The sequence below is a fragment of the Aliarcobacter butzleri genome, assembly GCF_900187115.1.
Lineage (GTDB): Bacteria > Campylobacterota > Campylobacteria > Campylobacterales > Arcobacteraceae > Aliarcobacter > Aliarcobacter butzleri.
Window position 1 is genome coordinate 1,052,796 of record NZ_LT906455.1, and the last position, 12,252, is coordinate 1,065,047.

A 12,252-nucleotide genomic window follows, 5' to 3' on the forward strand; every position below is an offset into this window, starting at 1 on the left:
TTCATTTTAAAAGAAAGGAAAATATATGTCAAAAAATTTAAATGCACACTTTATAATATTAATAGCCACTTTTTTAGTTGGTGGTTCTTTTATAGTTTCACAAAAGTTATCAGGTATAATAGATCCAATTTCTATCACACTTCTTAGATTTATTATAGCTTCATTGCTTTTAGCACCAATTGTTCTTTTCAATCAAAAATATAGAAAAAAAGTTATTTCAACTTTTAAAAGAGCTATGATAATAAGCTTTTTTTATTCTATTTATTTTATTGGATTATTTAAGTCTTTAGAGTTTACAACAGCTTTAAATACAGGAACAATATTTACTTTAGTTCCACTTTTAACTGCACTTTTTTCAATATTTGTATTTAAACAAAAAATATCTTTTAATCAATATTTGATTTATTTAATTGGAATAATTGGAACTTGTATGGTTATTTTTAAAGGAAATTTAGAGTTATTTTTATCATTATCATTAAATAAAGGAGATGTAATATTTATTTTTTCAACTTTTTGTATGGCTTTATATTCAATAAGTGCGAAATATTTTCATAAACAAGATGATGAACTAATGGTATTAGTTTTTATGACTTTAGTTGGTGGAATAGTTTGGATGAGTTTAGCTTTAGTCTTATTTGATGTACCTTTAAATTGGCAAGAAATAAGTAGTAAAGAGTTCTTATATCTAGGATATTTGACTGTTTTTGCTACTTTAGTTACTTCTTATTTATATCAAAAAGCAACAATTGTTTTAGGTCCTAAGAAAGTGATGGCTTATGTATATTTAAATCCAGGAGCAATTGCTATTTTACTTTTTGTATTTGAGTTTAAAAGTATAAACTTTTGGATGTTTTTAGGGATTTTGATATCTTCATTTGCAACTTTAATTTTATTAAAAAAAGAGTAGCTATTATATTATAGCATCCATCTCTTTTGCATATTGTTCTCCCCATTTACTCATCATTTCAAATACTTCGAGTAATCTTTCTCCATGTATTGTTAAAGAGTATTCAACTCTTGGGGGAACTTCTGCAAAAACTACTCTTTTTACTAAAGATACTTCTTCTAATGCTTTTAACTTTCTACTTAGAGTTCTTTGTGAAATATCACTTATTTTTTCAGATAGTTCACTAATTCTAAGAGCTTTAAAAGCTAGATTCCATAGAATTAAAAATTTCCATTTGTCATCAACTAAATCCAGGGGGATTTTACTTGGACATTCATAAACTTTTCCATTTAGACTTACCATTATTTTCCTTTTTTCGAAGTGTATCAAATAATCTTAAAAAAATCAATTATGACAAAAAAGTCTAATATTGACAAATATGTCAGAAATATGTATTATTTCAATAATTATTTTAAAAGGACAAAAAATGGCACAATCTAAAAAAAGAGTTTTAATAAATTTAGTTCACCCAAATATGAATGAATCAAGAGTAAATAAAGTTTTAAATGAAGTTGCACAAAAAGAAGATTTTGTAACAATCAATAATCTATATGCAAAATATCCAGATTTTAAAATTGATGCAAAAAAAGAGCAACAACTACTTTTAGAAAATGATGTAATTGTTTTTCAATTTCCAATGTATTGGTTAAGTTCTCCAGCACTTTTAAAAGAGTGGTTAGATGTAGTTTTAGAATATAATTTTGCTTTTGGTGAACACTATAAATTAGAGAATAAAACTCTATTAATTGCAACAAGTGTGGGAAGTGGAACAGCACAATATAATAAAAATGGAAGTAATAAATTTACAGTTGAAGAGATTTTAAACTCATTTGAAGCATCAGCAAACTATATAAAAATGAATTATGCAAAACCATTTGTAACTTATGAAACTTTTGTAATAAGCGATGAAAAACTTGAAGAATCTGCAAAAAATTATGTTGAATATTTAAAAGAGTTAGCTAAATAATAAAAAAGGGTTAACCCCTTTTTTAGAAAAATATTTTTATAAATTCTAACCAATAATATTGAAGTGGAAATAATAAAAATATAGAAATAAGACTTAAAATAAACAAAATCTTTAAAACTTTAATCTGTTTTATATTTGCCAAGGTTAACCCCACTATTAATGGTGGCGATTGAAATGGAAAAAAGATTGTTGAAAATGCAGAAACTTCCATCATAAAAATATCATTTAAATTAAAATTACTTAAAATAGACAACTGTTGTGCCATTGGTGTAAAAACAGCAGGGACAGAAGGTTGTGTTGTAAAAATAGCACAAAATGCCATAAGAGAACTAATCACCGTATAATTTAAAACTTTAGATTCAGAAGGCTCAAAAGAGTTTAAAGTAGTTGCTAAAAGTTCTTTTATATAACTATCATTTGAAACAATATTTCCTAAGGCAATAATAGTAGCTACAAGTAAAAGAGATGCAAAATTTAAATTATTTATATCCTTTGTTTTTATAATATTTATCATTGGATTTGCTAATATTAATACACCAACTATTGCAATAATACTTGTAGAAATATGATGTATAAAATCTGTTGTCCAAAAAAATAACATCAATGAAGTAACAAGTATAACTATCTTTTCATCTTTTGAGAAATCAGTTTTTTGGGCTTTTGTTGGTAATATTTTTGGTGTATCTTTATAAAAGAAATAGATTAGAGTTACAATTAAAAAGTTTTTTATAAAACCTAAAATAAAAAAATTTGCTAATAAATAATGAGAATATAATAATTCAATTCCATAAATTTCATTTGTTAATCCTGCTAATATCATATTTGGAACATTAGAAGGAAGTATCGCAAATGCTGGAATTACAGTTGCTAAAATAAAAGTTAGCATTATTCCAATATAACCTTTATCTGTCTCTTTAAATCCAAAGTTTTTAGCAACAATTATTGCAATAGGTATTAGTAAAACAACTCTTCCTAAACTTGATGGCATAACAAAACTAAAAAGTAAAGAAAAAATATCTATTGTAATTAAAATTTTTAGATAACTTGGATTTTTTATATTAGTAAAAAAAACTGAAAATCTTTGGCTTAGGTTTACATTTTTTATAGCTGTTGCTATTAACATTCCAGCTAAAACTAACCAAAAAGCAGAGGAAGCAAAACCTGAAAATATTATCTCTTTACTACTTAAAGAAAATCCTAAACAAGTAAATAAAAATATGAGTGATGTCTGATAATTTGGGATAACTGATGTTGCCCAAAATATAATAGTTGTAATAAGCAAAGATATTAAAATTAGATTTTTAAAATCCTCAATAAAGTTTGATAAAATAGCGTAAATAACTAATGGAATAAAAAAAAATAAAATATTTTTAATCAAAATAATCCTTATAATCTACGCTATTTATTAAACTTAAGCAGTTGTAATTTTAAGTCCGATTATACCTAAAATGATAAAAGCTATACTAATTATTCTAATTATATTTATAGAATCGCCAAATAACATTATTCCAGCAATTACTGTTCCTATTGTTCCTATTCCTACCCAAACAGCATAAGCTGTTCCCAAAGGAAGAGTTTTTAAAGAAAGGCTTAGTAACCAAAAACTAATTAGCATTGCAACTATTGTGAATAAACTTGGAATTAATTTTGTAAAACCATCTGTATATTTAAGACCTACTGCCCAAAAAATTTCAAAAATTCCTGCAAGTACAAGGATTCCCCAACTCATAAAATTCCTTTTTTGATAATTTGAGGCCGTCCTCTGTGAAGTGGCAAGGTCGTCCTTGCTTTCTTGTATAAATTTTATACTATTTTTTATAAAATGATACTAAAATAGCGCGAGTATTTATAAAGGATTATTGTTTTGAATGAAAGATTAAGCGCGCATTTTTATGTATTATTAGCAACTATTTTAATATCAGGTTCTTTTTTAGCTTCACAAAAACTAGCAAATGTTATTGACCCAATATCTTTAACTTTATATAGATTTGTTTTAGCTTTAATATTTTTATCTCCAGTAATTATTTTTAGTAAAAATAGGTTGAAAAATGTTTTTAAAATTTTGCCAAAGGCTATGGTTGTAAGTTTAGTATATACTTTATATTTTATTGGAATGCTAAGAGCTTTAGAAAATACAACAGTTTTAAACACTGGTGCGATATATACATTAGTACCTTTGATGACAGCAGTTTTATGTATATTTTTCTTTAAAGAAAAGATTGCTTTAAAACAGTTATTTATTTATATATTAGGAATTATTTCTACTTGTATCGTTGTATTTCAAGCTGATTTTACATTGTTTTTAACTTTAAGTTTAAATAAAGGTGATATTATATTTCTTATAGCTTCATTGTCTATGTCTTTATATCCAGTATTTATAAAACTTTTGTATAGTAAAAAAGACGAATTATTAGTTCTAGTTTTTGCAACACTTTTAGGTGGAATTATTTGGATGAGTTTAACTATGCAGATTCTAAATATTCCTTATAATTGGAATAAAATAGAGCTAAATCATTTTTATTCATTACTTTATTTAGTATTAGCAACTACAATATTAACTTTATTTTTATATCAAAAAGCAACTTTAATTTTAGGTGCTAAAAAGATAATGGCATATATTTATCTAAATCCAGCATTTGTTGCAATAATTATGTTTTTGCTTGAAGGACAAACTATCTCTTTTGGTGTTTTTTTAGGAATTTTACTTTCAGCATTTGCAACTATAATTATTTTAAGACAGAAATAGTGATATTATAATTAATGAAAAATTCTTCAGAAACTTTATCTATATGTGAATATATCCAGTATGATGAACAAAAAAAAAGAGAATTTTTTATCTCTTCAAATATTTTAATTTTTGTTATAAAAGGTAAAAAAGTTTTACATTTCAAAAATGAAAAAGTAATTGCAAATTCAAATGATGTTCTTTTTTTAAAAAGTGGGAATTATATAATGAGTGAAATATTAGATGAATATTTTGAATCAATACTATTTTCATATGATGATACTATAATTTTGGATTTTATTAAAAAACATAATTTAAATTTTGATGAGATATTTTCTTTTGATAGTAACTATTTTAAGATTAAAAAAACACCTATTTTTGAAATCTTTCAATCTTCAGTTTTAAATTATTTAACAGGAACTTCGTCAAACAAAGAATCAATTATAAAACTAAAATTAGAAGAACTTTTTTTTAATATTTTAGAATCTGATTCAAAAGAGTATTTTAAAATATTTTTATCTTCAATTTGCAATGAATATTTTTTTAAAATAAAAATAGAAAAAGAGTTTGATTTTGAAAAAAATATTTTGCTTTTTGCAAAAGAATTTAATATGACAGATTTAGCTTTTAGAAATAAATTTAAAACTATTTTTAGGACAACACCAAAAAAATGGCAAAGTGAAAAAAGACTTGAAAAAGCAAAATTATTATTAGAAACAACAAATGATAATGTAACTGAAGTTTGTTATAAATGTGGTTTTGAAAATATTTCATGGTTTATTCAAGCATTTAAAAATAGATATAAAGTAACTCCAAAACAGATAAAAAACAATAAAAATTGAATATTTTCCAATAGAATTAAATTTTGTTTTTTTATATAATAATCAAAAAAAGGAGAATCAAATAATGAAAAAGACAATATTGGGATTAATTTGTTGTGTAAGTTTTCTATTAGCAAATAATTTTACTTTGACAAGTTCAGATTTAAAAGGGCAATTAACAAAAAAACAAGAATTTAATGGTTTTGGATGTAGTGGAGAAAATATTTCACCACAACTTTCTTGGGAAAATGCTCCAAAAGGAACAAAATCTTTTGCTATAACAGTTTATGATCTAGATGCTCCAACAGGTTCTGGTTGGTGGCATTGGGTTGTTTTTGATATTCCTTCAAATAAAACAACTTTAGCTTCAGGATTTGGAAATAGTGACTCAAAAGAGGCAATACAAAGTATAACTGACTATGGAAAAACTGGATTTGGTGGAGCTTGCCCTCCTGTTGGAGATAAAGCGCATAGATATATCTTTACTGTTCATGCACTTGATATTGAAACTTTAGGTTTAGATAAAAATACAAATGCTGCAACAGTTGGGTATTATATAAATTCTCACTCTATTGCAAAAGCTTCAATAATCTCTTATTACAACAGATAATTTTAGTTAAATCTACTTTTTATGAACTCTACAAAAGTTTCAAAAAGTAGATTTTTTGATTTTTCTTTATGATAAACTAAATAAAACTCTCTTTTTAATTCTAAATTTTTAAGTTTTATTTGAAAAAGTCTTTTTTCATCTAACTCTTTTTGTACAATTACCTTTGACAAGCTTGTTACTGTATTTTTATTATTTAAAACAATAGTTTTTATCTCTTCAAAATCTTGTAATTGTATAAAAATATCTAATTCTTTAGCGATTTCACCAATTTTATTCATAAAAATCTCTCTTGTTCCACTTCCTATTTCTCTTAAAATCCATCTTTTTTTTATAGCATCAATAAAAGCAATTTGAGGATGTTTTTCATCACTTGATACAACAATCAATTCATCATCTGCTAATTTCTCTTTTATTAGACTGCTATTTTGAGTATCTACTTCAATAAGACCAATATCTAGTTCACTTTTAAGTATTTTATCTATTATATTACTTGAATTTATAGTTAAAATATCAAGTTTTACATCTTTATATTTTGATAAAAAATCATAATAAATATTTGGCATTATGTAGTTTGAAATAGTTTTACTAGCAGCTATTTTTATATTTCCAGCTAGTTTGTTTTCTTGGAAAATTGTTGATGCATCCATAAGTGCTAAATACGAAGGAAGAGTTTTTTCTTTAAAATATTTTCCTTTTTCATTTAGTATTAATTTTTTGCCGATTCTATCAAAAAGTTGTTCATTTAGACTATTTTCAAGTGATTTAATTGCTAAAGAGATAGCTGATTGACTAATATTTAGTTCGCTTGCAACTTGTGTAACTTGTGGATTTTCACATAATTTATAAAAAAAGCTTAATTCTTTTAAAGTCATATCTTTCCTTATTAAAAATATTAATCATTATATTAAAAATAATATATTTTACAAATTAAATGATTAGAGTTATACTTACAAAATAAAAGGAGGTTTATTATGAAAACAAATAATAAACAAATCATAAATACTTTTTATGGAGTAATGCTTGTATCTTTTTTTGCATTTATTGCAACAATCATTGCAGAAGTTGATTTTTTTAAAAATTTAGGAATTAGTCCACTTATAATTGGAATAGTTTTAGGTATTTTTTATGCAAACAGTGTTAAATCAAAATTTTCTAAAATATTTCAAGATGGTATTACTTTTTCTACAAAATATATTTTAAGATTAGGAATTATTTTATATGGATTTAGACTTACTTTTCAAAATCTTCAAGAAGTAGGGGTAAATGGAATTTTAGTAGCTTTTTGTATAGTTTTTTTCACTTTTATTTTTGGTTATCTTATTGGAACAAAAGTTTTAAAAATGGATAAAGAATTAGCTATTTTATGTAGTGCAGGAAGTTCTATTTGTGGAGCAGCTGCAGTTATGGCAACACAAAGTGTATTAAAAAATGAAGCTTATAAAAGTGCAGTTGCCGTATCTTTTGTAGTAATTTTTGGAACAATTGGAATGTTTTTATATCCATTTTTAGATAAGTTAGGAGTATTTCTTTTTACAAGTTCTCAAATGGGTATTTATATAGGAGCAACACTTCATGAAGTAGCTCATGTTGTTGGTGCAAGTAATGCTTTAGGTGAAATAGTATCAACAAATGCAATTATTGAAAAAATGATTAGGGTTATTTTTTTAGTTCCATTTTTGATTCTTTTATCATTATGGTTAATTAAAACAAATTTTCATACAAAAAAAGAGAAATCAAAAATAGTAATTCCTTGGTTTGCGATATTTTTTATAATAGTAGTTGGATTTAATTCTTTGGAAATCTTAGAAAAAAATACAATAGAAAATATTAACTTTTTAGATACTTTTGCTTTAACTATGGCAATGAGTGCTTTAGGGATGGAAACAAGTATTGATAAGTTTAAAAATAGTGGTATAAAACCATTTTATCTATCTCTGATTTTATTTGTTTGGTTGATGATAGTTGGAGATTTATTGGTTAAATTGTTCTTCTAAGATAAGTATTTTTTATACTTATCTTACTTCAATACCATATTTTTCTAGCATATTAACCCAAACGATACTATTACCATTTTTATCAAATAATGCAGGAGTTCCTTGAATATTTAATTCAGTTGCAATTTTAATATGTTCATTTAACTGTTTTTCAAGTTTTGAAAGCTCTGATTTTGAGTATTTTGCATTTTTTACTTTACTCAAGTTATCACCAATATTAAATTCATATAGAGCATCAATTTTTTGTGAAGTTGTTTTTTGACTTAGAATGTATAAAGATAAATCACGAGCATTTTCATGAAAGTCTAAAGGATAAAAAAATACTCTAATTTTAACTTTGTCTTTAATTTCTGGTAAATATGACTCAAATTTTTTACAAAATGGACATTCAGGATCTGTAAATAGTACATATTCATCTTTTCCATTTCCATAAACAAAAGCTTCTTTATCTTTTGTAATTGATAAATCAACTGGAGCTGAAACTTGCATCTCATTTGATACATTTACAACTGTACCAGAGATAATAAATTTTTTATCTTTTGTTAGATAAATTTCATCTTTATTTCCATGTACACTGATAGTTAATATATATAAACTTCCAGCATCGTAAGCTTTTAAGATTTTTATATTTGCTTTTTTAAATATTTCTAATTGTTCTATTTTAGAAATTTCATTTTTTGGTAATTCTTTATTTTCTGCAAATAAAAATGTTCCAATAAATAATAAAATCATAACTATTTTTTTTGTTAGATTAAACATAAGTTTCCCTAATGAAAATTTTTGCGCTATTGTATCTTTTTTATATTAAGTTATAGGTGAAAATTTTTGAAGATTTTCACCTATTTTTAGATATTTGCAATAAAATAAAATAGTCCTGTTGTAAATAATGAAATAATTGTTCCATATCCCACTATTGCAGAACTTAATTTTGGCGCAAGTCCTGCCATAGATGCTATTGCACCTGCTGTTATCATAGTTGGCATTGCTGCTTCCATAATAGATACTGTTGCAGCAGTATTGTGCCAACCGAATATTTGGCAAATAATAATTGCAATAAGTGGAGCAATCAAAAGTTTTATTATCAAAGCTACACTAAAAGGTTTTATCTCTTCTTTTAACAGTTTTAATTGAAGTTGAAGCCCAACTGCAACTAAAGCAAGTGAAACAATCGTACTTGAAAAAGCACTTAAAACTTTTATTGTAACATCATTAAACTCTGTACCAATCAATAATAGACCAACTATCAAAGCAATAAATGGTGGAAAAGTTAAAACTTTAAAAGTCACTAATCTAAAAGTAACTTTTGTATTACTCGAATAGAAACTAGCTATAAAAGTACCATATGTTGCAAGTGCAATAAAATTTCCTAATTGATCATAAACTAAAATATAAGGAATAGCTTCTTCTCCGATATAAGAAGTAATTATTGGAATACCAATAAATGAAGTATTTCCTAAAACTGTTACAAGCATAAGACAACCAGTTACTTCTTTTGAAAAATCAAATATTTTCGATAAAAAAAGTATCAATAAAGCACTTAATATCATAACGCTCCAAGATATAATTATTGGAATAATTGCTTCTATTGAAATATCTAATTTTGGTATTTGTAATAAAATCATTGCAGGAAGAGAGATATAGATTAAAAATTGATTTAAAATAAGAGGTGCATCTTTTGAAAAGATATTTAGTCTATTAATCGTATAACCAATGGACATTGCTAAAATAATTAAAATAAAATTTTCCATTTTTTACTCGCAAAAGTGATTTTCACAAGGATTATCAAGAGTGATTTTTCCAAACTCTTTTACATAATCAATTCCCCATTCATGCATATCTTCTAAAACGGCTCTTAGTTTTTTTCCAGTAGAAGTTAGACTATAAACAACTTTGGGTGGAATTTCAGGAAAACACTCTCTATGAATAATATTTTTTTCTTCAAGTTCTTTTAATTTTATTGTTAAAGTTTTTTGAGTTATTTCGCTAATTATTTCATTTAGCTCTTTAAATCTTTTTTCGCCATCAAGCAAATGCCAAATTATAGCTAGTTTCCATCTATCATTAAAAATATCAAGAGTTACAGCTACGCTACATTTGTACTCTTTATCATTTATATAATACATAATTTAAATCCTTTAAACTTTCAAGTCAAAATTATATCATAAAGAATATTAAACTCTATTACTTACCTAAAGTAAAGTAAGAGTAAATTAAGTTTAGTGTGTATATAATTTTCAAATAATTTTAAGGAGTAAATATGAAAAAAGTTTTAATTTTAAATGGTCATCAGTTTTATAAAGGTCCAGCAAATGGTGAATTAACAAATCATTATATAGAAAAAGCAAAAGAATTTTTTTCTAAAAATGGTTTTGAAGTAAAATATACACATATTGAAAAAGGTTATGATGTAGAAGAAGAGTGCGAGAAATTTGAATGGGCAGATTATGTTTTATTTCAATATCCTGTTTATTGGATGGGAATTCCTTGGATTGCTAAAAAGTACTTTGATGAAACATTTACTCAAGGAAGACACTATGAAAGTGATGGAAGAAGTAGAAGTGATGCAAGTAAGACTTATGGAAGTGGTGGATTATTGAAAGGTAAAAAATATATGTTAAGTGTAACTTACAATTGTCCAATAAGTGAATTTGACAATCCAAAAGGTTTTTTTGATGGTTTATCTTTAGATCAAGCTCATGTTGCAACTCATAAAACTTTTGAATTTTGTGGTTTAAAACCATTAAAAACTTATTCAGTACACGATATTTTTAAAGGTGATTTAGATTTAACAAAAGAGTTAGAAAAATTTGAATCAGTTTTAAAAGAGAATTTTTTATAGGAAAAAAATATGAAAAATATTGTAATAGTTGCAAGTATAAAAGTAAAAGAAGCTTTTAAAGATGAAGTTTATAATGAACTTTTAAAACTTCATAAAGCAACCCATGAATTTGATGAAGGTTGTATTCAATACGATTTACATAAAGATTTAAGTGATGAAAATAGTTTTACTTTTGTAGAAACTTGGGAAAATGCTGAATTTTTATCAAAACATGAAGAAAAAGAGCATTTTAAAACTTTTGTTTCAAATATTGATGGAAAGATAGAGAATTTAAATATTCAAAAATTGGAAAAATTAGATATTTAAAAGGATTTTTTTATGAGCCTATTATTAAAAAGTGGAAACATAGGAAAGATTGAATTAAAAAATAGAGTTATTATGCCTCCTATGTGTATGTATAAAAGTGATAACAGTGGAGAACTTAAAGATTTTCATTTTTATCACTATATTTCAAGAGCTTTAGGTGGAGTTGGTTTGATTGTAGTTGAAGCAACTGCAGTTGAACCAAAAGGACGAGTTACTAATGGTGATTTAGGTCTTTGGGATGATTTATTTATTGAAAAGCATAAAATTTTAAATGAAAAATTACATTATTTTGGTGCAAAAACAGCAATTCAAATAACTCATGCAGGAAGAAAATCTGAAACAGATGAAATTTGTGTGGCTCCTAGTGCAATATCTTTTAGTAAGAAAAACCCAAGAATTCCTAAAGAACTAAATATTGATGAAATAGAGTATATAAAAGAATTATTTTTAAAAGCAGCTTTTAGAGCAAAAGAAGCAGATTATGATTTTATTGAAGTTCATTCTACACATGGTTGTTTATTAAATCAATTTTTATCACCTTTAACAAATAATAGAATAGATATTTATGGTGGAACTTTAGAAAATAGATGTAGATTAATTTTAGAAATAGCCAATGAGATTAAACAAAAAGTAAATCTGCCGTTAATTTTAAGAATTGGTGCAGATGAGTGGATGAAAAATGGTTGGAATATAGAAGATTCAATTTATTTATCAAAAGAGTTAGAAAAAGTTGGTGTTGATTGTATAGATGTATCAAGTGGTGGGAATTTAGAAGAACCAGATAATGCACCAAAAATTGAACCTTTATATCAAGCTTCTTGGGCAAAAAAAATAAAAGAAAATGTAAATATTCCAGTAATTGCAGTTGGATTAATCACAACACCAAAAGAGGGTGAATATTTACTTGAAAATAAATTTTGTGATTTTGTGGCATATGGTAGAGAGTTACTTAGAAATTCAAATTTTGTATTTAATGCTGCAAATGAGTTTAAAGAAAAAGAAAAAATAGATAGTTCATATGAAAGAGCTTATAGATAATTTAGA

The 12,252-nt window shown here is 25.0% G+C and carries 16 protein-coding genes; 9 read left to right on the forward strand and 7 right to left on the reverse strand.

What is annotated here, in order from left to right; translation table 11 throughout:
• Positions 1–25 precede the first annotated feature (25 nt).
• Positions 26–907, forward strand: coding sequence for a DMT family transporter (locus tag CKV87_RS05235; protein WP_012012749.1), 882 nt, complete (start codon positions 26–28; stop codon positions 905–907).
• Positions 908–910: 3 nt separating this feature from the next.
• On the opposite strand, the gene CKV87_RS05240 is transcribed toward CKV87_RS05235, so the two are convergent.
• Complete coding sequence (locus CKV87_RS05240) at positions 911–1,249, reverse strand: winged helix-turn-helix transcriptional regulator (RefSeq protein WP_041644926.1); 339 nt, start codon at positions 1,247–1,249, stop codon at positions 911–913.
• A gap of 76 nt (positions 1,250–1,325) precedes the next feature.
• Between CKV87_RS05240 and CKV87_RS05245 the strand changes: the two genes are divergently transcribed.
• Entirely contained in the window at positions 1,326–1,913 is a 588-nt protein-coding gene (locus tag CKV87_RS05245; RefSeq protein WP_144267014.1) for an NAD(P)H-dependent oxidoreductase, read from the forward strand.
• A 22-nt stretch (positions 1,914–1,935) separates the two neighbouring features.
• Here CKV87_RS05245 and CKV87_RS05250 read toward each other — a convergent pair whose 3' ends face one another.
• The gene (locus tag CKV87_RS05250; protein ID WP_012012752.1) at positions 1,936–3,291 is read right to left on the reverse strand and encodes an SLC13 family permease; all 1,356 of its coding nucleotides are present in this window, start codon (positions 3,289–3,291) and stop codon (positions 1,936–1,938) included.
• 33 nt (positions 3,292–3,324) lie between these two features.
• Positions 3,325–3,642, reverse strand: a complete 318-nt coding sequence (gene sugE, locus CKV87_RS05255; RefSeq protein ID WP_012012753.1) for a quaternary ammonium compound efflux SMR transporter SugE — start codon at positions 3,640–3,642, stop codon at positions 3,325–3,327.
• 135 nt (positions 3,643–3,777) lie between these two features.
• On the opposite strand from sugE, the gene CKV87_RS05260 reads away from it, so the two are divergent.
• The 3 genes from CKV87_RS05260 to CKV87_RS05270 all read left to right on the forward strand — a co-directional run bounded on the left by CKV87_RS05260 (position 3,778) and on the right by CKV87_RS05270 (position 6,069).
• On the forward strand, positions 3,778–4,659 hold the full coding sequence (locus CKV87_RS05260; RefSeq protein WP_012012754.1) for a DMT family transporter: 882 nt from the start codon (positions 3,778–3,780) through the stop codon (positions 4,657–4,659).
• Positions 4,660–4,673: 14 nt separating this feature from the next.
• Positions 4,674–5,480, forward strand: coding sequence for a response regulator transcription factor (locus CKV87_RS05265; protein WP_012012755.1), 807 nt, complete (start codon positions 4,674–4,676; stop codon positions 5,478–5,480).
• A 64-nt stretch (positions 5,481–5,544) separates the two neighbouring features.
• The gene (locus CKV87_RS05270; protein WP_012012756.1) at positions 5,545–6,069 is read left to right on the forward strand and encodes a YbhB/YbcL family Raf kinase inhibitor-like protein; all 525 of its coding nucleotides are present in this window, start codon (positions 5,545–5,547) and stop codon (positions 6,067–6,069) included.
• Positions 6,070–6,071: 2 nt separating this feature from the next.
• Here CKV87_RS05270 and CKV87_RS05275 read toward each other — a convergent pair whose 3' ends face one another.
• Positions 6,072–6,941 carry a LysR substrate-binding domain-containing protein gene (locus CKV87_RS05275; RefSeq protein ID WP_012012757.1) on the reverse strand — a complete coding sequence of 290 codons (870 nt, stop codon included), beginning with the start codon at positions 6,939–6,941 and terminating at the stop codon, positions 6,072–6,074.
• 99 nt (positions 6,942–7,040) lie between these two features.
• Here CKV87_RS05275 and CKV87_RS05280 point away from each other — a divergent pair, with 99 nt between their 5' ends.
• Complete coding sequence (locus CKV87_RS05280) at positions 7,041–8,063, forward strand: YeiH family protein (protein WP_012012758.1); 1,023 nt, start codon at positions 7,041–7,043, stop codon at positions 8,061–8,063.
• Positions 8,064–8,081: 18 nt separating this feature from the next.
• Here CKV87_RS05280 and CKV87_RS05285 read toward each other — a convergent pair whose 3' ends face one another.
• From CKV87_RS05285 to CKV87_RS05295, 3 genes are all read right to left on the reverse strand, one after another.
• Positions 8,082–8,822, reverse strand: coding sequence for a DsbC family protein (locus CKV87_RS05285; protein WP_012012759.1), 741 nt, complete (start codon positions 8,820–8,822; stop codon positions 8,082–8,084).
• Positions 8,823–8,908: 86 nt separating this feature from the next.
• A complete protein-coding gene (locus tag CKV87_RS05290; protein WP_012012760.1) occupies positions 8,909–9,811 on the reverse strand; it encodes an AEC family transporter in 903 nt (300 codons plus the stop codon).
• A gap of 3 nt (positions 9,812–9,814) precedes the next feature.
• The gene (locus CKV87_RS05295) at positions 9,815–10,186 is read right to left on the reverse strand and encodes a winged helix-turn-helix transcriptional regulator (RefSeq protein WP_012012761.1); all 372 of its coding nucleotides are present in this window, start codon (positions 10,184–10,186) and stop codon (positions 9,815–9,817) included.
• 134 nt (positions 10,187–10,320) lie between these two features.
• On the opposite strand from CKV87_RS05295, the gene CKV87_RS05300 reads away from it, so the two are divergent.
• From CKV87_RS05300 to CKV87_RS05310, 3 genes are read left to right on the forward strand one after another with little or no spacing between them, the layout of a single operon-like run.
• Positions 10,321–10,902 (forward strand): NAD(P)H-dependent oxidoreductase, encoded by a 582-nt coding sequence (locus CKV87_RS05300; protein ID WP_012012762.1) that lies wholly within the window; start codon positions 10,321–10,323, stop codon positions 10,900–10,902.
• 9 nt (positions 10,903–10,911) lie between these two features.
• Positions 10,912–11,208 carry a putative quinol monooxygenase gene (locus CKV87_RS05305; RefSeq protein ID WP_012012763.1) on the forward strand — a complete coding sequence of 99 codons (297 nt, stop codon included), beginning with the start codon at positions 10,912–10,914 and terminating at the stop codon, positions 11,206–11,208.
• 12 nt (positions 11,209–11,220) lie between these two features.
• Positions 11,221–12,246, forward strand: a complete 1,026-nt coding sequence (locus CKV87_RS05310) for an oxidoreductase (RefSeq protein WP_012012764.1) — start codon at positions 11,221–11,223, stop codon at positions 12,244–12,246.
• Positions 12,247–12,252: the final 6 nt, after the last annotated feature.